23 protein-coding genes are annotated in these 25329 nt (G+C 66.7%); 9 read left to right on the top strand and 14 right to left on the bottom strand.

The genetic code is table 11. The features are described 5' to 3' along the window. Positions 1 to 3: 3 nt before the first annotated feature. The 8 genes from atpH to SRU_RS04800 form a co-directional block, all read right to left on the bottom strand. On the bottom strand, positions 4 to 576 hold the full coding sequence (gene atpH, locus SRU_RS04835; protein WP_011403676.1) for an ATP synthase F1 subunit delta: 573 nt from the start codon (positions 574 to 576) through the stop codon (positions 4 to 6). Between the two features lie 57 nt (positions 577 to 633). Further along, positions 634 to 1143: a F0F1 ATP synthase subunit B gene (gene atpF / locus SRU_RS04830; protein ID WP_043552096.1), complete on the bottom strand. Its 510-nt coding sequence runs from the start codon at positions 1141 to 1143 to the stop codon at positions 634 to 636. A gap of 305 nt (positions 1144 to 1448) precedes the next feature. Next, a complete protein-coding gene (gene atpE, locus SRU_RS04825; protein ID WP_011403674.1) occupies positions 1449 to 1679 on the bottom strand; it encodes an ATP synthase F0 subunit C in 231 nt (76 codons plus the stop codon). 99 nt (positions 1680 to 1778) lie between these two features. Then, a complete protein-coding gene (gene atpB / locus SRU_RS04820) occupies positions 1779 to 2966 on the bottom strand; it encodes a F0F1 ATP synthase subunit A (RefSeq protein ID WP_237701963.1) in 1188 nt (395 codons plus the stop codon). Between the two features lie 102 nt (positions 2967 to 3068). Further along, complete coding sequence (locus SRU_RS04815; RefSeq protein WP_013061508.1) at positions 3069 to 3383, bottom strand: hypothetical protein; 315 nt, start codon at positions 3381 to 3383, stop codon at positions 3069 to 3071. A gap of 209 nt (positions 3384 to 3592) precedes the next feature. Next, a complete protein-coding gene (locus SRU_RS04810) occupies positions 3593 to 3904 on the bottom strand; it encodes an AtpZ/AtpI family protein (protein WP_013061507.1) in 312 nt (103 codons plus the stop codon). 51 nt (positions 3905 to 3955) lie between these two features. Next, complete coding sequence (locus SRU_RS04805; protein WP_231847387.1) at positions 3956 to 4411, bottom strand: bactofilin family protein; 456 nt, start codon at positions 4409 to 4411, stop codon at positions 3956 to 3958. A gap of 95 nt (positions 4412 to 4506) precedes the next feature. After that, on the bottom strand, positions 4507 to 5403 hold the full coding sequence (locus SRU_RS04800; RefSeq protein WP_112903563.1) for a M23 family metallopeptidase: 897 nt from the start codon (positions 5401 to 5403) through the stop codon (positions 4507 to 4509). A gap of 295 nt (positions 5404 to 5698) precedes the next feature. Here SRU_RS04800 and rpsT point away from each other — a divergent pair, with 295 nt between their 5' ends. Together rpsT and SRU_RS04790 are read left to right on the top strand one after the other, a co-directional pair. Beyond that, complete coding sequence (gene rpsT, locus SRU_RS04795) at positions 5699 to 5953, top strand: 30S ribosomal protein S20 (RefSeq protein WP_013061505.1); 255 nt, start codon at positions 5699 to 5701, stop codon at positions 5951 to 5953. Between the two features lie 327 nt (positions 5954 to 6280). After that, complete coding sequence (locus SRU_RS04790; protein WP_112903561.1) at positions 6281 to 7255, top strand: PKD domain-containing protein; 975 nt, start codon at positions 6281 to 6283, stop codon at positions 7253 to 7255. 281 nt (positions 7256 to 7536) lie between these two features. On the opposite strand, the gene lysS is transcribed toward SRU_RS04790, so the two are convergent. From lysS to SRU_RS04775, 3 genes are all read right to left on the bottom strand, one after another. Next, a complete protein-coding gene (gene lysS / locus SRU_RS04785) occupies positions 7537 to 9081 on the bottom strand; it encodes a lysine--tRNA ligase (protein ID WP_011403667.1) in 1545 nt (514 codons plus the stop codon). A gap of 135 nt (positions 9082 to 9216) precedes the next feature. Continuing rightward, the gene (locus tag SRU_RS04780; RefSeq protein ID WP_231847385.1) at positions 9217 to 9834 is read right to left on the bottom strand and encodes a hypothetical protein; all 618 of its coding nucleotides are present in this window, start codon (positions 9832 to 9834) and stop codon (positions 9217 to 9219) included. Between the two features lie 191 nt (positions 9835 to 10025). Next, positions 10026 to 10946 (bottom strand): Rossmann-like and DUF2520 domain-containing protein, encoded by a 921-nt coding sequence (locus SRU_RS04775; RefSeq protein WP_011403665.1) that lies wholly within the window; start codon positions 10944 to 10946, stop codon positions 10026 to 10028. 259 nt (positions 10947 to 11205) lie between these two features. Between SRU_RS04775 and SRU_RS04770 the strand changes: the two genes are divergently transcribed. The 6 genes from SRU_RS04770 (at position 11206) to purF (ending at position 18073) form a co-directional block, all read left to right on the top strand. After that, complete coding sequence (locus SRU_RS04770) at positions 11206 to 12429, top strand: alanine dehydrogenase (protein ID WP_011403664.1); 1224 nt, start codon at positions 11206 to 11208, stop codon at positions 12427 to 12429. Positions 12430 to 12442: 13 nt separating this feature from the next. After that, positions 12443 to 12691 carry a hypothetical protein gene (locus SRU_RS04765; protein ID WP_011403663.1) on the top strand — a complete coding sequence of 83 codons (249 nt, stop codon included), beginning with the start codon at positions 12443 to 12445 and terminating at the stop codon, positions 12689 to 12691. Positions 12692 to 12880: 189 nt separating this feature from the next. Beyond that, entirely contained in the window at positions 12881 to 14263 is a 1383-nt protein-coding gene (locus SRU_RS04760) for a sodium-dependent transporter (RefSeq protein WP_164923537.1), read from the top strand. Positions 14264 to 14422: 159 nt separating this feature from the next. After that, complete coding sequence (locus SRU_RS04755; RefSeq protein ID WP_118838466.1) at positions 14423 to 15793, top strand: sodium-dependent transporter; 1371 nt, start codon at positions 14423 to 14425, stop codon at positions 15791 to 15793. Between the two features lie 198 nt (positions 15794 to 15991). Next, complete coding sequence (locus tag SRU_RS04750; protein WP_011403660.1) at positions 15992 to 16288, top strand: hypothetical protein; 297 nt, start codon at positions 15992 to 15994, stop codon at positions 16286 to 16288. A gap of 252 nt (positions 16289 to 16540) precedes the next feature. Beyond that, positions 16541 to 18073, top strand: coding sequence for an amidophosphoribosyltransferase (purF, locus tag SRU_RS04745; protein ID WP_103017824.1), 1533 nt, complete (start codon positions 16541 to 16543; stop codon positions 18071 to 18073). A gap of 53 nt (positions 18074 to 18126) precedes the next feature. Here the strand turns inward: purF and SRU_RS04740 are convergent, their stop codons facing one another. Next, complete coding sequence (locus SRU_RS04740; protein ID WP_164923536.1) at positions 18127 to 18549, bottom strand: hypothetical protein; 423 nt, start codon at positions 18547 to 18549, stop codon at positions 18127 to 18129. Between the two features lie 105 nt (positions 18550 to 18654). Then, a complete protein-coding gene (ggt, locus tag SRU_RS04735; RefSeq protein ID WP_237701961.1) occupies positions 18655 to 20448 on the bottom strand; it encodes a gamma-glutamyltransferase in 1794 nt (597 codons plus the stop codon). Between the two features lie 483 nt (positions 20449 to 20931). Here ggt and SRU_RS04730 point away from each other — a divergent pair, with 483 nt between their 5' ends. Next, positions 20932 to 22080: a serine hydrolase domain-containing protein gene (locus SRU_RS04730; protein ID WP_011403656.1), complete on the top strand. Its 1149-nt coding sequence runs from the start codon at positions 20932 to 20934 to the stop codon at positions 22078 to 22080. Positions 22081 to 22113: 33 nt separating this feature from the next. On the opposite strand, the gene SRU_RS04725 is transcribed toward SRU_RS04730, so the two are convergent. Continuing rightward, positions 22114 to 25104 carry an AsmA family protein gene (locus tag SRU_RS04725; RefSeq protein WP_164923534.1) on the bottom strand — a complete coding sequence of 997 codons (2991 nt, stop codon included), beginning with the start codon at positions 25102 to 25104 and terminating at the stop codon, positions 22114 to 22116. Between the last annotated feature and the right edge of the window lie 225 nt (positions 25105 to 25329).

The following is a 25329-nucleotide window of genomic DNA, read 5'->3' as shown; positions in this document are numbered from 1 at the left end:
GGGCTACGCCCCGTCGTCGAGGGCATTTTCCGAAAGGGTCGCCTCACGGAGCCGATCGTGGAGGGCGCCGAGCTGGCTGCGCACGCTGGCGTCGAAGACACGGTCCCCAATTCGGACCACAAGCCCCCCGATCAGGTCCGCGTCCTCGTGCAGGTGGAGGCGAATCTCCTTGCCCGTTTTCTCCTCCAGGACCCCCACCAGCGTCGTGCGGGTCTCGTCCGCCAGGGGGCGGGCCACCGTGACCTCCGCGTCAACGATGCCGCGCTGTTCGTCGCGAAGGGTCTGGTACTGGTCGAGAATGGCCTCCGTCATCGTCTCGCGGTCCTTCCGGATCAGCAGCCGAAGGAACCGCACCGTCAGGTCTTCGACCCGATCGCCCAGGAGCTCACGGACGATGGAATCCTTCTTGTCCTGAGGGATCACGGGGCTTTCGAAGACCCGCACCAGCGGGCGGTTGGAGTCGAGACTCTCAAGAAGCATCCGGACGTCCTCATCGACGGCCTCAAGGACGCCGTTCGCGTTGGCTTCTTCGTATAACGCGGCGGCATACCGCCGGGTGACCGTGCGCTGGCTCATACGGCTGTCTGGAGTAAAGGATTGGGCGCGCGGACAGGGTCCATCCCATCCCGGGCGCTAATTCGTCGGGAAGTCGTCGAGGGCATCGTCCACGAGCTGCCGGTGCCGGTCGGCGTCCAGGTCGTTCTCGATGATTTTCTGAGCCGCCTCAATGGCGAGGTCGGCCACCTCGTCACGGAGCTCCTGGAGGGCCGCCTGCTTTTCACGCTCGATTTCGGCCTGGGCCTGCTCCTTCATCTCCTGGATCTCACGGCGCGTTTTGGCCTTCTCCTCCTCGCGGAGCTCTTCGGCCGAGTCGCGGGCCTCCCGGAGGATCTGCTGGGCCTTCTGCTCCGCCTCACGGCGGGCCTCTTCGTTCTCCGCCTGAATCGCCTTGGCCTCTTCGAGGGCCTCTTCGGCGCGCTGGATGGAGTGCTCAATCTCCTCCTCTCGTTCCTCCAGCGACTCGGTGATCGGCCCCCACCCGAATCGGTAGAGGATGTAGAGGAAGATGAGGAACGCGACGGTTTTCCAGAAAATGAGCCCCACCGATGGGGTGACGAGGCTTTGGGCAAACAGGGCGGTCATAGGCAAAGGACAAACCGGACGACGAAATTTAACTGCAGGGCGCGGGCGCTCGGGCAGCACGGTGGAGGCCGACAACGGGCCGCCACCCCGGGGGCCTTGGGACACCTCGTGGGCCTCGGCCGTGGCATCAGGAGACGTATCCCCGAACCATTGTGGCAGGACGAGTGCGGCGGACGGCCACGTTCTCCCGGGCGGGACGGGACGGCCGCAACGCTGCCCCCTCGCACCGTCGAGTCTCTAATCGTGCTCGCCCCGAGGCAACGTGGACTGCACGTGCGCCCTCTCGTTCCGTTTCGGCACGGCCGTTAGACGAAGAGGACGAGGAGGAGGCAAATAATGAGGGCAAACAGGGCCACACCCTCAATAAGACCGGCAGAGACAATCATGAGGCCTCGAATGTCTCCGGCGGCTTCGGGCTGGCGAGCCGCCCCGTCCATTGAGGAGCTGGCCAGCCGGCCAATTCCGATCGCGGCGCCAACGGCAGAAATGCCGGCTCCGAGACCGGCGGCGAGGTATGCAAGAGCAGCGGGGTCCATAGTGTTCTTCTCCGAGTGTGATGTGTACAGTATGCGAGTGGTCGTGCAGCGGTCGTGTGTTGCGCAGCCTGACGGCGTCCTCCGGACATCGCCCCGGCGTTAGGCCGTCGTCGGCTGCACGCGGTCCTCCATCTTGTCTTCCACGGCGTCGAGGCGGTCTTCAACCCGGCCGTCGAGGCCGACGTCGGGCTCAGCCGCCTCCTCACCGTCGGGGTGATGCTCCTCCACGGCCATTCCGATGAAGAGGGCCGAGAGAATGGTGAATACGTACGCCTGAATGAAGGCAACGAGCAGCTTGAGCAACAAGATGAAGACGGTGAATCCTATGCTAATGACGGTGGTCGACCAGGCCGCCGCCTCCCCCATGATCACGTTCATCATGAAGACCAGCCCGATGAGGCTGAAGATGATGAGCGATCCGCCCATCATGTTCGCAAACAGACGAATGGCGAGGGCAAGGTGCCGCATTACGAGACCGATGATCTCGATGGGCACCAGGATGATCCGAATGAGAACAGGGGCGTCCGGCGGCCCGGTCAGCAGCTCCTTGTAGTAGTCGGACGAGCCGTAGAGAAGCACGATGGAGAACGTCATGATGGCCATCACCCCCGTCACCGCGATGTTGGACGTGGCCGCCCCCGCAAACGGCACGAGCCCCAGAATATTGGCGACGAGGATGAAGAAGAAGGCCGTCAGCAGGTAGGGCAGAAACGTGCGCCACTTTCCGTCCGGAATGTTGGGCTTCGCGATTTCGTCGCGGACGAAAACGACCAGGACCTCCATCATATTCTGAAAGACGCCCTTGGGGGCCTCGGGTCGGTCGTGCTCCTTTTTGTAGCGCTGTGCCAGGGCAATGAAGACCCCCAGCACGATGAGCATCGCCAGCAGCCCGAAGATGAGATGCCGAGAAATGGAGAGGTCCGCGACGACCTCCCCACTGGTGCGGACCGCCGTGCTGTGGAGGTGCTCCTTCGCCTCAATGGCTTCTGCGAGCTCCGCCGACGCCGTAATCGGACCGGCATGCCCTTCCCCTTCGTCCCCGTGGGCGGCCAGGCCATACGGTCCGTTTTGCAGGAGCCCTTTCGTGCTTCCGTACGCTTCGAGGGTCAGTGCGCCGTCCGCCGTGCGGACGAGCATGATGCGCGGAAGCTCAACCTGCGCAAACGGCTTGAGGTTGAGGTAGTAGCCGTCCTCGGCGTGCCCGAGGATGGTGTTGTTGACGATGCCCTCAAGGGTCAGCTCTCCGTCCGCGGCCTTCGCAGGCGCCGCGGGCAGTGCCAGACTCATTCCCAGCACGAGGAGGGCAACAATTCGCAGAGGGCGAACCCGACCGATCATAAGGTCTGTATCTATGAAATAGCGATCATGTGCGCGACGGACTGAGCGCTTTCAATCTCGGGCCATGAGGCCGTCTTGTCTCATCCGTCGGACAATCATCCAAATCTCGAACGCGATGCTCACGAATAGCAGCCCGAGCAGGGTCCCTACGTACGTCGGCACGTGGACCGGAGCGTACAGGAGGACCACGATCATTACGACGAAGACAAGACCCATTCGTCCCCCGAGCCCGCCCAGCTCAATGATCAGGAATGTCTCTCGGTCCGATGCCCGCAGGGCCGCGTAGTGCGTCAGCATGCGGGCCAGGACGTGGAGCCCCACCGTTGCGACTCCCCCTCCGAGACCCAGCCACAACCCAGTTGTCATCGCGGTGCCGGCAGTTGGTCAGTGAGGGCAATGCGCGGCAATGAACGTGGGGCAAGCCCCTACGCTACGCACATCAATGCTCCCACACCGCCACTGAAGCTACGCATCGGGGCGGTGCAGGACTTATGAGAAGCGGTGAATCGTGCATGAAAGAATTTCGGAGGAGCGCCCCAGACCTAACGGGCTCGTTATGGCGGCCCGCCGCGGCGTCAAGAGCGGAATTCGTGCTGAAGCCGTCGGAGCTGGAGCCCGGACCCCACGAGCCCAATCGCCGCCCCGACGAACAACCCCCAGGGGGCGGTCTGGAGTTGCCAGTCAACGTACGCTCCAATGAGGGGCGGAAAGGCGGCCACCCCCATGAGGCGCCAGCCCAGGTCGAGATACGGGGCGATGTCACGAAGGGCACGCCTCCACGGTCCCCCCTCCTGCGCGGAGCCCTCGTCGTCGGCCCGGGAAGCGCCGGGGCGGTCGGTCGGCGCCTCGTCCGATTCAGCGTGAGCCCGGTCTTCTGAACGACTCATACCCAACGTGCACCGATGGCCTGTGCGGCACGGCCCTGGCCCGGCCCGTGTCTACGCCTCAGCTGCCTCGCCCGACGGCTCCGGGTCTTCGGCCTCAGATCGCTCGGAGCGAACGGAGTCGCGCTCCCAACTCGCCTCCCCAGAGGGCGCCTTGCTTTCAGAAAGGGTGGTGCCCATCTCGCACTCCCCCGTGAACTCCGCCCCCTCTTCCACGACCAAGCGATCCGTCTCGATCGTCCCGTCCACCTGGGCGGTGCTCTTGAGGACCAGACGCTCGTCCACGTAAATCTCGCCCTGTACCTGCCCGGCAATCTCGACGTTGGTCGCGATGATCTCCCCCTCTACCTCTCCCTCTTCGGCAATCATTGTTTTGCCATCGACCTCGAGGGTCCCCACGATGCGCCCACTGGCGCGGACGTCACTTTTCGCCCGCACGGTTCCCTCGAAGACCGTGCCTTCGCCGACGAGATTCACCTGATCCTGAACGGTGCGTGTCTGGTTAGCCATGGAGGATGAAGCGTCGTCCGTTTGCGAGTTGGCGAAGAGTCCCATCAGCGAAAAATGGAAGTCCAAAGGAGGTTCGGCAGTCGCCCTGACATCGGCTACCAGCCTGCGATATAGGCGTCCGGCCCCTGGGCAAGGCCATTCTGCCAGAGCTCAAAGTGTAGGTGAGGGCCGGTCGTCACGGCGCCCGTGTTTCCGGTTACCGCGACCGGCTCTTGGGCCGTCACCCGGTCGCCCAGCTGTTTGAGCAAGCGTTTGTTATGCTTGTAGACCGAAAGGTATCCACCGGCATGCTGAACCGCAATCGTGTAGCCGCCGTCCTGCGCCCAGTCGGCCCAGACGACGTACCCGTCCCCCACGGACCGGACGTAATCGCCCTCGGACACTGCGACGTCGATGCCGTAGTGCCCGGTTGCCACGTCGAAGCCTCGAGTCGGAAACCCGTTCGCGACCGGGGGCGAGAGGGGAAACGAAAGGCCCCCAGGGGCGCTCGCGGCGGCGCCCGAACGGGGACTCGGTGCGAAGGCCGGTTGCTGGTGGGCGTTCCGGGCGGATGCGCCGGACGGTCCCTCGCTCGCTGGGGGCCCCGCGTCCCCCGTTGCCACTGCCCCCCCTCCCGACCCAGATTCCGAACGGGCTCCGTCGGAGGGGGGCGCCGGCTCAACCCGACCGGTGATGAGTCGACGAAGGCGCTGGATGTAGTCCCGCTGGGCGGCGAGTGAATCCTGAAGGGCCCGCACACGAAGGGTATTGAGGCGGGCGCTCTCCTTCATTTCCTCCGTTCCATAGCCCGGAATCTGGGTACGCAGTGGTGTAAATGCGACCAGAAGGGCCGCGAGGAGACCGGCCGCCGCCAGGCTCCCCCCCCACATCGCGACCATGCGCGACGGGCGAACGTGATGGCGTCGCGTCTTGCCCACCCCCTCCGCGTCCATGACGACGATGGTTTGCTCGGTGCCCACCTTTTGGACGAGATCCGCGAAGAACGACCACATAACACCTTTCTTCTGCCAAGCACCAAATGAAGGATGGGACAGGCCGATTCGGCCGTGCCGCCGAGCAGCCCGCCCGTCCGGGGCGGAGGGAAAAATGTGTCTTGGCGGTGAGGAACGGACCGCGGTGTTTTCGGTTTCTAGGCCGCTTTCCGAAAAGAACGCCTATCCCCTTTGAGGCGACTCGCACAATCTTCGACGGGGAGACAGGAACCCGTCGCCGGCCCGCGCGATGCGTTCAGGGAGGCGTACCCAACACTACTCGCAACCCTCTCGTCACGTACCGACCCCCCAGACCATGCCCCGACACGAATCTGCAAAGAAGCGCATGCGGCAAAATGAAAAGCGCCAGAAGCGCAACAAGTCGCAGAAGAGCCGCGTCCGCACGAAAATTAAAACCCTCCGCTCCCTAGACGACAAGGAAGAAGCCGAAGAACTCCTCAACGACGTGAAGGGCGACCTGGACCGTCTGGCCGCCAAAGGCATCATCCACGAGAACAAAGCCGCCAACCGGAAGAGCAAGCTCGAAAAGCACGTGGATGCCCTGGAGTAGCATGTTCGGGGCCCCATTTTGCCCCGGCCAACGCAGTCTCCAGGGCGCGGATGGGCCGCAGGACGCGGACCTCCGCCCCCATCCGGAACGAGCTTGGCGCCCCACCTACGGCCCCCTTTTCCCTTGGGGGCCAATCGCTGCCCCGCCCCATAGGCGATTTCTTCTTGAAGACCCCGGATTTATTCTTGGGGAAGCAATTGCGTGTCCGAACCACGTTCTATACCTTCACATCGTGTAGAAACCCTGAACTCTCCAGTGGGGGTGGCCCTGGGGAGCCACCGTTTCTCTTCTCTCGGCCTCTACTTCCTTTAAAACACCATCAACCCTATGATGAACACCAATATCTCTTCGAACGCGCATTCTCTCTCTTCACTCTGGGCCCCTCTTCTCCTCATTGTCGGGGGACTGTTTCTCGCCGGGTGTGGAGCGACCGCCCCCGTCGTGCAGTCGGTAAGCGGCCCCGACACCCTCGAGACTGACGAGACCGGCACGTTCGAAGCCTCAATCAATGAGGCGGAGGCCGACGACCCCCTGACCTACACCTGGGAGTTCGGCGACGGCGCGACGGGCTCCGGACTGCTGACGAATCACAGCTACAGCTCCACCGGGCAGTACGCCATCCGGTTCCAGGCGAGCAACGAAGGAGGCTCCGACTCGGACACCATCTCCGTGCGCGTGGTCCCGCCGCCCCAGCCCGCCTCCATCACCTCGATCAACGCGACGCCTAACCCCGTCGACGAAGGCGAGACGGTGCGCTTCAGCAGCAACGTGCAGGGGGACACGCCCGTGTCACGGAGCTGGAGCTTCGGGGACGGCTCCTCGTCGATGAGCCAGTCGCCCACCCACACCTACGAGGAGCCGGGACAGTACACCGCGCGCCTGGAGGCGTCCAACGATGTGGGGGAGGACACCCGAACGGTGACCGTCCGCGTCAACCGCGTGCTCCCGGAGATCTGCACCACCGTGAGCGAGATGAACTCGGCCTTCTTCGATCGCAACTCCAGCACGCTGACCGAGGAAGGAGAGGAAAGTCTTCAGGAAAACGCCGACATCCTCTCCGACTGCCCGAACCTGAGCGTGCAGGTTGAAGGCTTCGCCGCGCCGGGCGAGCGCAACGTGCAGTCGCTCTCGGAGGATCGAGCCGAGGCCGTGTCCAGCTTCTACCAGAACAACGGCGTGCCCGGCTCCCGCATCATGACCAGTGGTCAGGGCCAGGTTGAAGGCATCACCTCGAAGAAGGGCGGCACGCGGCAGTACCGCCGCGCCGACTCGCTGCCGCAGCGTGAAGACGACGGCATGTAGTAGGCGTCCCTTACGCCCATTTGAGCCGCCTCTGCGGGCGGATCCCTTCGCGGGGGTCCGCCCGTTTTTTGATGGGGCCCGTCCAGGAGCGGGCTCGCCCCGGTCCCGGTGCGGCTCTTGGAGCCGGCCGCCTCGACGGACGGGCAGTGCTGTCGCCAACACCACACGTCCCCCGACAGACGAGCGCCTGGCCTTCTGGCAAAGGGGCGTCCGTGTCCCGGGCGATGCGCGGCACCCACCGGCAATTGGTGAACGCGGCGCCGCGTCGCCCAGGGGGCCGACTACTGCTCGGGGCGGAGCAGGGGGAAGAGAATGACGTCGCGGATCGACTCCTGCCCAGTAAGGATCATGGTGAGGCGGTCGATGCCGACGCCCAGCCCGGCCGCAGGCGGCATGCCGTACTCCAGGGCCCGGAGGTAATCCTCATCGATCAAGTCTTCCGGATCCACATCATCGTCCACCTCCGCGGCGCGTTGGCGCGCCTGCCGCTCAAACCGCTCGCGCTGATCCTGCGGGTCGTTGAGCTCGCTAAAGGCGTTGGCCACCTCACGCCCCGCCACCACGAGCTCGAACCGCTCCACGAGCCCCTCCTTCTCGCGGTGCTTTTTGGCGAGGGGGCTCAGCTCAATCGGATAATCGGTCACGAAGGTGGGTTGGACGAGCGTCGGCTCCACCGTTTCGCTGAAGATCTCGTCGAGGAGCCCGCCAAGGCCCATGTCGGCCTCGACCTCCTCCAGCCCCAGTTCGTTCGCCGCCACGTCGTAGACCCGATCGGCCCCGGCCCGGTACAGGTCGAAGCCGGTCGCCTCCTCGATGGCTTCGAAGAACGGAATTCGTGTCCATCCCCCCCCGAAGTCGATCTCGTGTCCCTCGAAGGCCACCGTGGGCGTGTCGTGCAGCGCAGTGGCGGCCGTGCGGAGAAGGTCCTCCGTCAGGTCCATCATCCACCGGTAGTCCTTGTAGGCCACGTAGCACTCCATCATGGTGAACTCCGGATTGTGGAACCGGCTCAGGCCCTCATTCCGAAAGTCCTTCCCGATCTCGTAGACCCCCTCAAAGCCCCCCACCAACAGCCGCTTCAGGTACAGCTCGTCCGCGATGCGGAGGTAGAGCGGCATGTCGAGCGCGTTGTGGTGCGTCTCGAACGGGGCGGCCGACGCCCCGCCGTATACAGGCTGAAGGACGGGCGTCTCCACCTCTAAACAGCCCTGCTCGTCCAGAAAGCCGCGCATCGTGGAGATGAGCTTGGACCGCTGCCGAAAGACGCCCCGCACGTCCTCGTTCACTGCGAGGTCGACGTACCGCTGCCGGTACCGGAATTCCTTGTCCGTCACCTCGTAATAGGTCTCCTCCTCGGTCTCCTTCACCACCGGCAACGGCCGCAGGGCCTTCGCCAGCAACTGAAATTCGTCGGCGGCCCGGACGGTCACCTCCCCCATCCCCGTCCGGAAGACGAACCCCTCGACGCCCACGATGTCGCCGATGTCGAACAGCTCCGTAAAGACCTCGTCGTAGAAGTCGTCGCCCAGGTCCTGCGAGCGCACGTAGACCTGAATCGTGCCCGTCTCGTCCCGGAGGTCAAAGAACGCCGAGCCCCCCATCACCCGAAGCCCCGTGATGCGGCCGGCAACGGAGACCTTGTACCCCCCGACCTCGCCATCCTCCGGCTGATGCAGGTCGTCGTCGAACGTATCGAGGATCTCGTCGGCGTGGGCATCCACGTCCCACGCGTAGGGGTAGGGGTCGATGCCGCGCCGTTCGAGCGCGTCGCGCTCCTCACGTCGGCGCTGTTCCTGTTCACTGAGCTCTGAGGATGCGGGGGACATTCGGGGACTAGATCGTCAATGGAAGAGAGCAAACGTACACGAGCGGTGGGCAAACGGCACTCGGCCGCAGGGGCCTTTCGCGTAGCAACGAGACGACGGCTTTCTCCGGAACGCCGAGCCGACCGCCGGGAGGCCCTATGAGATCCACTCCTCGGCCTCCAGCAGCAGCGCATCGTGGTGGCTTCGAAGAAGTTGGGCGGTAAGTTGGCTCAGCTCGCGGGCGGCACTGCCCGGCGACTGGCCCGTCGTGAGCGAGGTCATCTGGTCGGTGCCCTGTTCCAGCACCTCCAGCGCATTGGACAACGTGAACCACCAGGGCTGTCCCGCATCGTCGGCCGCCGACGCCGGCCCCACCGGGGACTTTTCGGTGCACAGATGCATCACCTTGTGCCCCTGCGCGGTGAGCGTGTCGCGCAGGACCGACACAGCCTGCTCCGCCGTCTCCACCATGGATCTCATCTTCTCCTGTTGCCCCAGCGAAAGGGCCGCGCTCGCCGCTTGCCGCTCGTAGCGAAGGGCCTTCTCTAGAATCTGCACGGCGGCCACCGCCACCGACTGGTACGGGGCACACTGGCAGTCGGCCTCGGCCACGAGGGCGCGGAGGGCCTCCACGTCCGGATTCGGGACCTCAGACGGCGCCTCGTCCTCGTCCGCCAGCAAGAGCGACCGGCCCGAAAACTGCTCCGGGTCGGCCTCTTGTTCGTCCTCGGCCGCCGTTGATCCGGTCTGGCGCTCGTGTGCCTCGGTACTCATGCAGGATGTCGCATTGTGAAACAACAGTGGAGGAGGGGGCCACGATGGCACCTGCGGCGTCTCCAATTGATGCTCCGAAGGCGCCTGAAAGCAGGCTCACACAAAATCACAGGGCCGGTGCGGGTTCCAAATTCCGCCGCACACTTGTCAAGAAAGAGGGAGTCTTACGTTCACTCAACGCGAAAGGGGGATTACCTTTCCGAGTCGGGGTCGGCGTCCGTGACCGTTCCCAGAGAGGAGCGGAGCGCCTCTGCCTGGTCGTCGGACAGGTGCCCGCCTCGCGCGGCCACACGCACCATCTCCCGGGAAAGGGCCGCGTAAACGGGCACAAGGTGCGGGGCTCCCCGCTCTAGCGCGTCGAGGTGTGCCCGAACAGTGCCCGTGTCGCCCCGCATTACGGGGCCGGTGAGCACCTCTTCCGGACGCCCCTCCTTAAGGTTGGCCCACGTGTGCTCCACGAGGGGCGCAACGAGGGCGGCGCCCGACGCCGAGCTGTCGTCCTCTTTCAAGCCCCCGAGCACCTCCTCCACGACGGCCAGAAGCGCGACGAGGCCGTTGGAGGCGAGGGCGGCGGCACAGTGGTACCGCGCCTTCTCGTCGGGCGTCAGCCGGAGGGGCTGCGCCCCGAGCACGCCGGCCAGGGCCTCCCCCACGGCAAGGGCCCGGTCGTCGCCTTCGATCCCCACGACGATCCCTTCGAACGCCTCGGGGGGCGTCTCCTCCGTAAACGTCTGCACCGGGTGGAAGCTCATGGGGGCGGCGCCCTGCCGGGCGAGGGGATCGAGGACCGCCGCCGTCCTCGCCCCGGACGTGTGGGCCACGACGGTGTCCCCCCACGGATGGTCGCAGTGCCCCAGGTCCTCCGCCACCTCCTCAATTGCGTCGTCCGGCACGCAGATCAGCACGAGCCGGACGGAGGCCGGCAGTGCCGTTCCCGTCGTCCCCGCCACGGAGGCCCCGACCCGATTGGCCAGCGCCCGGGCGTCTTCCTCGTTCCGGCTCACCACCGCCTCAACCTGGTGTCCGTTTGCGGAGAGGCCTCGCGCGAGAGCCGTGCCCAGAGCTCCGGCCCCTACGATGGCAGTCGGACCGATGGGGGCGCTACGGGACATCTCTAAACGGTCGGCTCGATGTGGGGACTCGGTGGAACGTCGAACATAGGGGCCGGGCCGGAAAAGGTCTACCCATTCCTCTCCTCCGGCGGTCGCTTGCTGAGAGCACGAAGGGAAGCGCCCCGTTCGTGCCTCCCCTACGGGCCTGAGTGTGCAAAAGCGATGTTGCTTTTATAGTTTAAATCGTTTGCAGACCCAATGCCCGATTATCGGGCGTTCGTCCCCCGAATGCACTGTACCTCGCGGCCCACCGATCTATATGGAGATTCCCTCTTTACAGCAGGGCTTTGAGCGTGAGCGCGGCCTCATGACGCAGGAGAAGCCCCTCAAGCAGGACGACGAGCAAGAGTCTCTCCGCATCGGCGTGCCCCGCGAGGTGGGCAACGAGGAGCAACGCGTGGCCCTGGCCCCGAGCGGGACGGGGGCCCTCGTCGCCAACGGGCACGAGGTGTACGTAGAGGAGGGCGCCGGGCACGAGGCCCATTTCCAGAACGACGAGTACGTCGACGCCGGGGCCGAACTCGTATCCGCCCCCGACGACCTCTACGAACGAAGCGATCTGATCGTGAAGGTGGGGCCGCCGGTAGAGGACGAAATGGAGCTTCTCCAGAAGGGCCAGATTCTCCTCTCGGCGCTCAATCTTGGGGGCACGACCGCCGAGTTTCTGCACCACTTGATGCGGCTGCAGATTACCGGCATCGGGTTCGAATTCATTCGCGACCCGGACGGGACATTCCCCCTCGTGCGAATGATGCACGAGATCACCGGGTCCGTGTCGATCCAGATTGCCGGGCGCTACCTGGAAAGCAACGAGGGGGGGAAGGGGGTCATGCTCGGGGGCATCTCGGGCGTCCCGCCCGCCACGGTGGTCATTCTGGGGGCCGACGTGATTGGCCAGTGGGCCGCCCGCACCGCCCTCGGCTACGGGGCGCACGTCATCGTGCTCGATACGGAACTCGGCTCCCTGCGCACCCTGGAAAACACGCTGGACCGCAGCGTCACCACGGCCGTCGCCAGCGAGCACTACCTCCGCCGGGCCGTCCGCTCGGCCGACGTGGTGGTGGGAGCCATGGTCACGGGCGGCGAGCGCTCGCCCCTCCTCGTCACGGAGGACATGGTACAGTCGATGGCCCCGGGCGGCGTCATCGTGGACGCGGTCATGGACCAGGGCGGCTGCATCGAGACGAGCCGCCCCACCACCCACTCCGACCCCACCTACCGGCGGCACGACATCGTCCACTACTGTGTGCCCAACATGCCCTCGAATGCGGCCCGGACTGCCTCGTACGCCCTCACGCACGTGCTCGTCCCCTACCTCCTCCGCATCGGCGAGGCCGGGTCCATCAACGAGGCCCTGTGGCGCGATGAGGGGCTGCGCAACGGCACGTACGTCTACCGGCAGCACCTCACGAAGCAGAACCTGGCCTCGATGTTCGGCATGAGCCACCGCGACATCGAGCTGCTCATCGCCTCGGGCATCTAGTCCGGCCCCACCCATGGCCCTTCCAGTCACCCTCCGGAAGGTGGACGAAACGCCGCGCTACTGCCTCTACGATCTCGGTGCCGAGGACACGGTGGCCGGCCGCGTGAAGCTATACAAGGCCTCCGGCGACGTGGAGGTGGTGCGCCTCTCGGGCGAGGGCGTGCCGGCCGGCCCGCCCTTCTACCTCGCGCAGGGCGTTCCTCGACTCCGGACGTACTGTGAGCGGGATCGGTACCCGGACGAGGACACGTGGACCGCGTAGCCCCCTCCGGCGGGTTTCTGTTTTCCATGATTTTCCGTGGGCAGGCGCCTCCCCCCGTCGTTCGTCGTTGTGTTCAGGGGAAGTACCCGTTATCTTCGCGGTCTGACTGTCCTCGTCCCACCGGGTCGTTCCGACCCGAACGGTCGCGCTCGGCGCGGCGAGTCCCTTTGCTCAACCGCCTGTCCCGAAATGGCATTTCCTTCTCCGGAACGGGAGCAGTGGAGCTCTCGGCTCGGCTTCGTCCTCGCCGCGGCGGGGTCGGCCATCGGCCTGGGCAACATCTGGCGGTTTCCCTTCAAGGCCGGCGACAATGGGGGCGGCGCCTTCGTGCTGATCTACCTCGCCTGCCTCCTGTTGCTCTGCGTTCCGTATCTCTTTGCGGAGCTGGCCCTCGGGCGCAACAGCAAACGGAATCCGGTCGGGGCCATCCGGGCCATTCGGGGGCACTCGCTGTGGTCGCTCGTCGGGGGGCTCTGCGTGGTGACGGGGCTCGCGATTTTCAGCTACTACGCGGTGGTGGCCGGCTGGGCCGTGGGGTACGTATTTCGGGACCTCACTGCCGCGGGGGCGTCGGGCGCCGCCTTTGCCCAATTCATCGCCGATCCGCTGTGGGTCGTTCCGCTGTTTGGCGGCTTTCTTGTCGCCACGGCCGGGGTGGTCGCCCAGGGGGTGCGTCGGGGCATCGAGCGGTGGGCAAAAATTTTGATGCCGGTGCTGTTCGTCCTCCTCTGCCTCATCGCCTTTCGGGCCGTCACCCTGCCCGGTGCGGGTGCCGGGCTCGAATTTTACCTGACGCCCGATTTTTCGCAGGTATCGGGCCTGATGGTCGTCGAGGCGCTCGGCCAGGCCTTCTTTTCCCTGAGCCTCGGCATGGGGACGATGATCACGTACGGCTCGTACCTGCCCGACGACGAGAACCTGGTCGTTGCCGGCGGCTACGTTGCGGTCTTCGACACCCTCATTGCCCTCATGGCGGGCCTGATGATCTTCCCCGCCGTGTTCGCGATGGGCCAGAACCCGGCGGAGGGCCCCTCGCTCGTGTTCGTGGTTCTGCCCGATGTGTTCGGGGCAATGCCGCTCGGGTCGTTCGTCGGGACGCTGTTTTTCCTCTTTCTCGCCATCGCCGCCTTTACGTCGGGCATTTCGCTGCTGGAGGTGTTCGTCTCGTACCTCGTTGACGAAACGGCCTGGTCCCGCCGCACAGCGGCCTGGGGCGCCGGGGGCGTCGCGTTTGTGATCGGCCTGCCGTCGGCCCTATCACAGGGGGCCGTGCCCGCCCTCAGCGACCTGTCGTGGCTCGTCGGGGACCGCCTCCTCGGGCCCGCCCCTGGGGTCCTGGACGTCGTGGACTTTCTTTGGGGAAGCGTGGCGCTCGTCCTCAGCGCCGCCCTCCTGAGTGTGTTCGTGGGGTGGGTGTGGGACGCCGACGACGCCCTGGACGAATTGCGGACCGGCGACGGACACGCGATGGGGCGATGGGTCGGCCCTGTCTGGCGGGCGGCAATCAAATACGCCTTCCCCGCTACGATCCTGACCGTGCTGGTCGTCGACCTGCTCTACGGCGTGCTGTGACGGGCATTGCGGGGCGTCCCCCCGCCTCTCGGCCCTCATCCGGCCCCCGATTGCGATCACGTTCGTCACCTTTTAACTTCGGGCGGTGACGAGCGCGCTGAGTCCGTTCTCGCGGGCTGTTTCTCTTCCCCCTTCTACGAGCCAACCCGACGACTCCCCATGAGCACGACCTCGACCGACCGAGAGCAGTGGTCGTCCCAGATCGGTTTTGTTCTCGCCGCCGCCGGGTCCGCCATCGGGCTGGGCAACATCTGGCGCTTTCCCTACCTCGCCGGAGAGGGCGGGGGCGGGGCCTTTGTCCTCATCTATTTGCTGTGCATCCTCTTCATCGGGATGCCCTACCTGTTCGGCGAGCTGTCGCTGGGGCGCAACAGCCAAAAGAACCCGGTCGGCGCCATCAAGTCCATCACCGGCGGCGGCTCCGCCTGGATCGTGGTGGGGGGCTTCTGCGTGCTCGCCGGGTTCGTGATTCTGAGCTACTACAGCGTGGTGGCCGGCTGGGCCGTGGGGTACGCAGTAAAAGACGTCCTCGCCCCCACCATGGGCTTCGAGGCGTTTGCGGCGTCCCCGTGGCTGAACGTCGGGCTGGTGGCCTTCTTTCTGCTGCTCACGCTTCTGGTGGTGGTGGGCGGGGTGGAGAAGGGCATCGAACGGTGGGCCAAGATCCTGCTCCCCGTTCTGTTCGTGCTGATTCTCCTCGTCATCGTCCGGGCCGTCACGCTCGACGGGGCCGCGGAGGGACTGCGCTTCTACCTCGTGCCCGACTTCTCAGAGATCACCTTCGACCTCGTCATCGCTGCCCTCGGGCAGGCCTTCTTTACCCTCAGCCTCGGCATGGGGGCCATGATCACCTACGGTTCGTACCTGCCCAAGCGCGAAGACATCGCCATGTCGGGCGGCTATGTGGTCCTGTTCAACACGATGATTGCCCTCATGGCCGGGTTCATGATCTTCCCTGCCCTGTTCGCGATGGGCGCCGATCCGGCCACCGGGCCCGCGCTCGTGTTCGTGGTCCTGCCCGAGGTGTTTGCCCAGATGCCCCTCGGGGGCATCGTCGAGTTCCTGTTCTTCCTCCTCCTGTCGATTGCGGCGCTCACCTCCAGCATCTCTCTGCTGGAGGTCGTGGTGTCCTACTTCGTCGACGAGAAGAACTGGTCCCGCCGCAAGTCGGTGCTCATTATCGGGGTCATCACGTTCCTCATGGCCCTTCCCTCCGCCCTCTCCTTCGGCGCGGTCGGGGCGTTCAGCGACCTGAGCTATCTCTTCGGCGAGGGCGGCCTGTTCGGCCAGAACAACGTGCTCGGCGTCCTCGATTATCTTATTGGAAGCGCTGGGCTGGCGGTCGGGGCGTTCTTTCTGAGCGTCTTCATCGGGTGGGTATGGGGCGCCGACCGGGCGGCCGACGAGCTCCGTCAGGGCAGCTCGACCCTGGCCGACGGCTTTCTGGGCGTCTGGATCTTCGGCATGCGGTACATCATTCCGGTTGTCGTCTTCGGCATCGTGATGGGCTACCTGACCGGCACGCTGTAAGCACGTTCGTTCGACGGATGCAACCAGTGCACGTCATTCCGGGTCGGCTGTGGGTCTGGGCGTGGGGGGGCGCTGCTGGTCGGCCTGCCAGCGGCCGGCGCCAACGCCTGGGCTGCCCCCCCGCCCGCCGCAGATTCTGTCGCCTCCACGCCCGCCCCCCTGCCGCCCACCCTCACCGGGCTTCGGGTCGAGCTTCTCGTGCCGCCGACGCGCCCGGCCCGGCGGCCGGTGCGCCGCGACCGGTGGTGGGCCCGCGACAAGGCCCGGCACCTCGTCTTCAGCGGGCTCTGGACGCTATCGGCCCAGTACGTGCTCGTGCACAAGGCCGGCTGGTCGGATGGCAATGCCCTGCCGGCCTCCGTCGCCAGCAGTGCCACCGTCGGCCTCGCCAAGGAGCTCTACGACGCGTCCCGCATCGGCGGGCGGGCGAGCGGAAAGGACCTCGTGGCCAACGCCGTGGGCATTGGGCTTGCCGTGGGGGTCATTGCCCTCTAGCCCTGCGTCGCCCTCCCCCCCACCGGCACCAGCAGGTCGCCGTTCTCCACGTCCCCGCGAACGGACCGTCCGGGGCGCCGACCCGTGCGCAAGAATTTTCCGCGGACGGCGGCCGCGGGCCCGAACGGATTGGGATCATCCGGCCGCGTCCCTAGTTTTGAATTGCGTGACCGCTGTTCCTGCCTTGGTCGCCGAAAAACTTCTGCTCAGCGCCCGTCCCACCAGTCTGCGGCCCGCCCTCGCCGCTGCCCCATGAGCGACGCCGTTCAAGAGCACTGCGGCATCTTTGGCATCTTCAACCACCCTGAGGCCGCCCGGCACACCTACTACGGCCTGCACGCACTGCAGCATCGGGGCCAGGAGGCCGCCGGCATCGTCACCTCCACCTACGACGAGCAGCAGGAGCAGCCCACGATGCCGGCCTACAAGGACTTCGGCCTCGTGCTGGACGTGTTCGACGACCCGGCCCTGTTCAACAAGCAGCTGCTGGGGGACGTGAGCATCGGGCACAATCGCTATTCCACGAGCGGGGCGTCCTCGAACCGGGACAACATCCAACCCCTGGTGGTGCACCACCGGAAGGGAAACCTTGCCCTGTCGCACAACGGCAACCTGTCGAACGCCAGGGAGCTCCGCGATAGCTTCCGCGAGCAGGGCACCCTCTTCCAGACCACCAGCGACAGCGAGCTCATCCTGCACCTCACGGCCCAAAGCCGCCGGCAGAATCACATCGACCAGATCATCGACGCCCTCATGCAGATTGAGGGCGCCTACTCGCTGCTCCTGATGACGGACGAGCACATGATTGCCGTCCGCGACCCGAATGGGTTCCGGCCGCTCGCCCTGGGCCGCCTGGAGACCCCGGAGCGCCACGAGGGGCCGGCCTACTGCGTCGCCAGCGAGACGTGCGCCTTCGACATGATCGACGCGGAGTACGTGCGCGACATCGAGCCGGGCGAGATCCTGGTGATCGACCGCGAGGGGTGCGTGAACGACGGCGACTTCGAGAGCCACGAGATCCCGACGAAGTACGGGGTCAGCCAGTGCGTCTTCGAGTACGTTTACTTCTCGCGCCCCGACTCGCAGATCTTTGGGGAGATGGTGGACAAGGTGCGGCGCCAGCTCGGCATCCAGCTGGCCCAGGAGGCGCCCATTCCCGAGGAGGCGGAGGACGACGAGAAGACCCCGATCGTGGTGCCGGTGCCGGACTCGGCCAACACCTCCACGCTCGGGTTTGCGGAGGAGTGTCAGGACATGGGACGGCGCTGCCGGTTCGACCTCGGCCTCATCCGCAACCACTACGTGGGCCGCACCTTCATCGCCCCCGGCCAGGACCGCCGCGAGATGAAGGTGCGCTGCAAGTTCAACACGGTGCAGGGCCTGCTGGAGGACCGGACCGTCGTGGTGCTCGACGACTCGATCGTGCGGGGGACCACGGCGCGCTACCTCGTGAAGATGCTGCGCGACTCCGGCGCCAAGAGCGTTCACTTCCGGGTGTCGTCCCCACCGGTCATCAGCCCGTGCTTCTACGGCATGGACTTCCCCGATGCCGACGAGCTACTGGCCAACAAATTTGACAGCATTGAGGAGATGCGCGACTATCTCGGCGTCGACTCCCTGGCGTACCTGTCGGTAGGGGGGCTCATGAAGGCCGTGAAGCGGGCCAACCACAGCGACCTCAGCTACTGCAATGCCTGCTTTACCGGCGACTACCCGGTGCCCGTCGACGAGGACATGAGCAAGGAGGAGTTCGACTGGCAGGCGCCCGCGCCCCGGACGCAGTAGGGGCCCAACCGGCGACCTTGTCCCCCCAGGCCCAGGGGCCCGGCGATCGGGCCTCAATCCGTCAATGCGGCGTTCCAGTCCGCTGTTTGGATGCCCAGGTACTGCCGCGCCGCCTCCAATGTCTGTACCACCTCGAATAGCTCTTCGGGGCGGCCGGCGCGGTGCTTGTAGAGCGTGGGGGTGAAGTGCAGATTCACGTCTTCCGTCCGGACGATGACGGACGCACTGCTGCTCGCTACCCGTCCCTCCGCCCGGTAGGTCGAGAACCGTTCGAGGATACACTCCATGTCCTCCACCCCGATTATCGCCTCCTGCACCGTTCGCAGGTCGTAGACCCAATCAAGGCCGGGTTCCATCCGCTCGTCCGACACGACCGCCCCCGCGCTGGCGAGAATGTCCTCCCCGGTCCACGTGTCTCCGGCATTTCGGATGAGAAGAATGCTAATTTCGGGATGGAGGTCATACGTATACGCCACGTCAACGCCGCGGTCCGGTCCTCATGTGCCGTTTTCGCTCGGCCCCTTGGGGCCTGAGTGACGGCAAAAAAACGCCCGCCATTCCGCGACGTTCTATATTGGGCGTCAAAATCCCACCGCTGCGCCGTTGGCCCGCGGGTCCGATCCGCCGTAGAACACCCGCCCCTCGTCGCCCGACTGTGTGACGCGGAGGCCCTGCGCGCGCCCCCATCGCGGGATGCCCCCGAAGACGCCCTCCGTTACCTCCCACCCACGCGCCCGGAGGTTTCGGACCGCATCCCTCGACAGGGCGAACTCTTCGTGGCTGAGGTGACGCGGCTTCCACTGGTGGTGGATGCGCCCGGCCGTCACGGCCTGCTCGATGTCCATCCCGTGGTCGATCACGTTCATGATGACCTGGAACGTGGTCGTAATGATGGTCGACCCGCCCGGCGCCCCGATCACCAGGGAAAGTTCGCCCTCCGGGGTTTCGACGATCGTGGGCGACATGGAGGACACCATGCGACGATCCGGCGCCACGAGGTTGCGCTTCGTCCCGGAAAGGCCAAACTGGTTGGGAACACCCGGCTTCAGCACGAAGTCGTTCATCTCGTTGTTCATGAAGAAGCCGGCCCCGTCGATCATCACCTTCGAGCCGTAGCCGCTGTTGAGGGTGGTGGTGACGCTTACGGCCATGCCGCTGCTGTCGGCGACCGAGTAGTGGCTCGTCTCCATCGACTCGCCCGCCAGCATGGGCTCCCCGGCCCGCACCGAGTCGGTGGGCGTAATGCGGCTGGAGTCGAAGGACGCCATCCGCTCGCGCATGTAGTCCTTCTGGATGAGTCCCTCCGTGGGCACTTCCACGTGGTCGGGATCCCCGAGCCACTTCGCCCGGTCGGCAAACACGCGGCGCATCGCCTCCCCGATGTAGTGGGCGGTCGCGCTGGAGTTGAAGCCCATCTGGTCGATGTCTCTCATCTCGGCCGCGTTGAGGAGCTGGGCAATGGCGACGCCCCCAGAGGAAGGCGGCCCCATCGAGTGCACCTCGTACCCCCGGTAGGTTGCCGTCACCGGATCCCGCTCCACCGCCTCGTACTCGGCCAGGTCCTGCGCGTCAATCAGCCCCCCGTTGGCCTGAAACTGCTCGGCGATGAGCGAGGCCGTTCGCCCTTCGTAGAACTCAGCCTTGCCCTTGTCCCGAATGCGCTTCAAGGTCCGGGCCAGGTCCGACTGCACGAACCGCTCGCCCGCCCGGTACTCCGCCGATGCACGGCCCTTCGTGAAGTACTTCTTGGTCGCCGAAAACTCGGCAAACGCCTCGTAGCGGTCGTTCAGGTCCTCCGCCATCGTGTGCGGCAGCGGAAAGCCCTCCTCGGCAAGCCGGATGGCAGGGGCCATGACCGTCGCGCGGTCGAGCGTGCCGTGCTCGTCGAGGGCCGTCAGCAGGCCCGCCACGGTGCCGGGCACCCCCGAGGCCAGGTAGCCCCGCCGGCTGCGCTGGCGGACGGCGTTGCCGTCGTCGTCGAGGTACACGTCCTGCGTGGCCCCGCTGGGCGCGTCTTCGCGGTGGTCGATGGTCGTCACCGACCCGTCAGGCATGCGAACGACCATAAACCCGCCGCCGCCCAGGTTGCCCGCGTAGGGGTGCACGACGGCCAGGGCGAAGCCCGTGGCCACGGCCGCGTCGACGGCGTTGCCGCCCTTCTTGAGCATCGACACCCCCGCCTGGGAGGCCCGCTTCTTCGCGGAGACGACCATTCCGTTCTCTGCGTATTCGGGGACCGGTGCGGGACCGGCCGTTCCGGACGACGAGCCGGGGCGCGACGCGTTCGGGGCGGACGTCCAGGCCGGGAGGGCAAAGACGCCAACGACGAGCAAAAGCGCGCAGCCGAGAATGCGAGCCGTCGGACGCATAGACATGGCACAAGGGGGTGGACGAGGAAAACCGAGCATTTCGAAAGTAGGGGTTCCCTCCTCGAATGGCAACCCTCACTCGCCGGGCGATCGCATCTGAAACGCTCGGTCGAGCGATGGCGGCTCCGCTGCCCCTGATTGTAGGAGAGAGGCCAGTAGGGCGCGGGCGAGTGGGGGCGCGGGAGTGTGGGGCCAATTTCTGCCCCGGCAGAAGGGGCAGAATAGCCTCCCCCTGTCCATGAGGCGAACGATGGCGCTTTCATTCACGATCACCGTGGAGGGGTCGGATGGCCTGCGTGATCACGGCGGCCGCCAGAGTGACGACGTGCGCCAGGGTCTCGCTGTTCACCGACCCGCACTTGGCAGAGACGCGTTCGAGGAGGTCAGGGTGGACGTCCATCGAATGGGACGCCCTTTGCGGATCCGAACACAATTTGGGCGTTGAAGTACGCACGGGCGGTTTGCCACGTTCTCAACTCGCTCGCGTCCATGTCTCTCCGTCCCGCGACACCTCGGAGCGCCCCCCGTCGCCCCTCCGCCCCCACGGCACTGGGCAGTCTGCTCCTCTTGTCCCTGCTGACGGCCCCCGCGCACGCGCAGCCCGGCCCCACGACGGAAACATGGCGGGCACACCCGCCCGGGTCGTACGGGTTCGACAGTTTTGCGCTCGCCGCGGCCGTAGACCGGGCCGCCGACCTTGCCCCGCCCCTCACCAGCCTGCTCGTGGCCCGCGACACGACGACGGTGGCCGAGGTCTACTTCAACGGACACAATCCTGATCAGGGAGCCAACCTCAAGTCTGCCAGCAAGAGCGTGCTCAGCGCCCTCGCCGGGATTGCCCTCGCGGACAGCATCCTCGGCGGCGTCGACCAGCCCATTGGCCCGTTTTTCCCAACCCTCCTCGCCGACGCCCCGCGCAAGCAGCGCATCACGGTCGATCACCTGCTCACGCAACAGACGGGCCTCGAATCGACGAGCTTCGGAAACTACGGCGCGTGGGTGTCCAGTCCGAACTGGGTGGCGAATGCATTGCGGCGCCCCCTGGTCGACCGGCCGGGGGGCGACATGATTTACAGCACCGGCACCACGCACATCCTAGGAGCCGTCCTCGCCGAGGCGAGCGGCCGGTCGCTCCGGGCCTTTGCGCAGGACCGCCTCTTCGACCCGCTCGGGGTGCGCATCCGCAGCTGGCAGCAGTCCCCGACGGGCCGCTACTTCGGCGGCAACAACATGGCCCTCACGCCCCGGGCGATGCTGCGGTTTGGCCAGTTGTACCTGAACGGCGGGCGCTACCGGGGCCGGCAGGTGCTGCCGTCGGACTGGGTTGACCTGTCCTGGCGGACCTACGTGCGCTCCACCTACCGCGACCACCAGTACGGACACCTCTGGTTCACGCACGAGCTTGGGGGCGAGCGTGTGGCGTTTGCCTGGGGCTACGGCGGGCAGTACGTCTTCGTGGTCCCCCGGCTCGACCTCGTCGTGGCCTGCACCTCGTCGCTCCGGGATCGCCCCCGCGGCAGCGACGACCACAACGAGCAGATCCTACGCCTGCTGGCAGAGCACGTCATCCCGGCCGCGCAGGGGCATCACGGATCCCCCGGGTGGCCCCCGCTCCCGCGGCCCGTGTTCGGGTGGTAGCTCCTGTCCCGCAGCCCGGTCCGGCCGGCGGCCCTACTCGCCCCCGTTCCCCCCAAACAGGTCTCGGAGGCGGTTGAGGCCCTCCTCTTTCGCCAGCGAGCGGATGGTCGACGTGATGGCGTCCTTGTTTAGGACCTCCACGGACGGGTCGCGCATCGTGCCCCCCAGGCGGACCGTCACCGGCACGGCCTGGGCGCCGGCGTCTCCCCCCACGAGCTTGCTGAGGAGGGCCCCGAGCTGGCCGTCCCCCCCGCCCAAACGGCCCGGCAGCCCGGAATTGTTGAGGATCGAGAGGGGCACCTGCAGCCTCATTTCGAGGTCCACGCCGCCGCCCAGGCCCAGCGCGCCGTCCAACTGCCCGTCCACCCGCGGGCCCCCGACGTCCCACGTGTTCAGCCGGAACTGGCCGTCCTCGATGGCGAACGGGCCGCCGAGGCGGTTGAACTCTTTCACGGAGGCCGCCGGCAGGTTCAGCGCGTCGACGAGGGCCTGGGCCGGCCCCACGTCGAGCGACAGGCCGCCATTGGCGACGAGCGACTGCCCAACGGCGGTGAAGGCCTCCGCCCGGGGCAAAAAGCCATCCGTCAGGGCGGTCTCCCCGTCGGCGTCAAGGGTCAGCGTGCCGGTTACGAGGCGCCCCAGTGTCGTCCAGTCCTCAAGGACGGCCCCGGCCTGTGCGTCCCGCAGCTCAAAATCGTACGTGAGTGCCGATGCCGGCGCAGGGGTCGTCGCTGAAGGAACCCGCCCCGGGGCCGCCGCGGCGAGCCAGACCGAGTTGGGCGCCGGCCTCACGGAGGCGGACGCCGATGTCCGCTGATCGAGCGTGAGCGAGCCGGCAAGGGTGCCCTCGTAGGTGGTCCCCGTCAGGTTCTGCACCCGCAGCCGCCGGTCGTCCATCTGGACGTCGAACGCCAGGTCGTCGAAGCGTTGGGGGTCGTTCAGCAGCGTGCCCACCTCGACGCGCCCCTCCACGGCGTACGCCGGCAGCTGGACGCCCCCGTACATCTCGTCGGCCACGGCCTCGGGCGACTGCCCATCCAGGGTCCCGCCCGACAGGTGCGCGGCGAAGAGCTGCGAGTAGGTCACGTCCGACGTGTCGGCCTCCGGATAGAGGGCCACGAGGTCGAGACGGTCGGCGGTGAGCGCAAAGGTTGCGGACAGCGCGGGATCGGCCTCCGCCAGTCCCTCCGAGAGGGGAAACAGGTCCTGCACGGTGGCCCGTAGCGACGCGGCCTGCTCGCCCGACCGGACCGCAAACCGGTCCATCGAGAGGCCCGTGCCGGTCAGCTGCACGGTGGCGTCGGGAATCTCGACCGGATTCCGAAACGACGCGTAGGGCACCCGGACATTGGCCAGGCGCACCGTCCCTCGGGGCCGGATCGCGTCGGGGACGCTCGTCGGGCCCTCAAACTGCACGTCGTAGTCGGCCTGCCCCGCAATCGACCCCGCCGTGACGTCGGCCCCCGCGAGGGATGCGAGGCGGGGCAGATCCGCCGTTCCGGCGAGCTGCCCTTTTATCTGCGGCTGGCCAAACAGATCGCGCACACGGATTCTCCCCGAGACCGGGCGGCCCAGAAGCTGTCCGTTCAGGTCCTGCACCGAGGCCGCCGTGCCCGAAAACCCGAGCCCCGCCCGCAGGTCGCGGAGGAGCGCCTCCCCTTCGTAGTCCGCGCCGCCGCCCGCAAGCCGCCCGGACCCGTCAATGGCGAGTTGCCGCATCGACGCCGCGTCCGACGGCACCGGGCCCCGGGCCGTCACGTCGAGTCGAAGCGTCCCCTGCGGATTATACGCACCGACCTCTTCCGGCGGAGCGAAGGCGGCGAGGTCCGCCAGATTCATCGCACCGGTCTTCAGCTGGAGGGCGAGGCGCGGGTCGTCCCCCAGATCGCGCACCGACAGGTCACCGGCAAGCGAGGCGCCCAGCAGACGCCCGTCCACGGACCGCGCGGCCACCGAGTCGAGCGTGAGCGACAGGTCGGCGCTCAGGTCGCGGAGCAGGGCCGTGCCCTCGTAGTCCACGCCCGCCTCGGCAAGCCGCCCCGTCGCCGACAGGGCGAGGCCCTCCGTCGTGTCGGCCAGCGGCCCCGCGACCGTGCCATCGAGCGCGAGCGTGCCCCGCGGATTGACGCCCGCCACCGCCGCAAACGCCGCAATCTCGGCGAGGTCCGTCCGCCCCGTTTCGAACGCGAGGTCGAGCGCGGGCTGCGCGTTCAACCCGGCAATCGTGCCGTCCGCCGCGATCGTAACCGGCGCCGTGTCGAGCTGGAGGGTCCGGACCTCGACCTCCCCCTCGGAGGGCGCCACGCGGACGTCGTACGTGGCCGCCGCCTCCTGGACCACGAGGGTGTCGGGCCCCACGCTGGGCAGCAGCGCCCGCACGGACCGCAGGTCGACGGTCCCTTCGCTCCTGATGGCCGCCCCATCGGGGCGCGCGCTCAGTTGCGCCTCGAAGTCCAGCCGGAGGGCCTGGCCGGTCGACCGGTCCGTGTAGTTCATCCGGGCCCCGGACACGCGAAAACTCGACACGGGGATGCCGGCGAGCGGCGACTCGTCGCCCGCCGCCGCAGTCGTGTCGGACGCCCCCAGATCATCAAAGTTGGTCGCCCCGTCCTTGCCCACCTCGTAGCGCACCACCGGTGCCTCCAGGGCCACGGCCGTCGGCCGAATGTCCAGCAAAAACAGGGGCCAGAGGGCCACGTCCACGGTCAACGCCCGGGCTTCCACGGCGGGCGCCGGCCCGTAGCCCTCGGCGTTGGCGAGGCGAAAGCCCGAGACGCGCACGGCAGGGGCCGGCAGCACGCGCAGTCCAATCGCGTCGATGTGTACCTGTCGCCCCGTTGCCTCCTCCAGGGGCGGGACGACGTATCCCTTCAACTGCTCGGAGGTGAAGAGACGGGGCAGGAGAAGGGCCGCGGCGAGAACCAGAACGAGGAGTCCGCCGAGGAGCCCCCCACCCCACTTCAGCAGAAGACGCGAGCGGTCCGGGTTGGAACGGGAGGATTCAGCAGGGGCTTCGTCGGGCATAGCGACCGAGACAGAGCGTTGGACGCAGGCGGAAGGGAAGTGCCAGAGCTATATAGACATCGTGTGTAACCTACGATTCAAGCATCCGATCCATCGGCCCGATCACCCGGTGTTTTCCGGATTCCATTTCCCCCGGCGAATGGTCGCGTGGCGTGGGCGTCCTCATCTCCTACGGCCCCATCACCCGTCGGACTTCCCCATTCTCCCCCGAAAGGCGCATCCGAC

Source organism: Salinibacter ruber DSM 13855, from assembly GCF_000013045.1.
Taxonomy (GTDB): domain Bacteria; phylum Bacteroidota; class Rhodothermia; order Rhodothermales; family Salinibacteraceae; genus Salinibacter; species Salinibacter ruber.
This window is presented reverse-complemented; position numbering and strand designations above follow the sequence as displayed.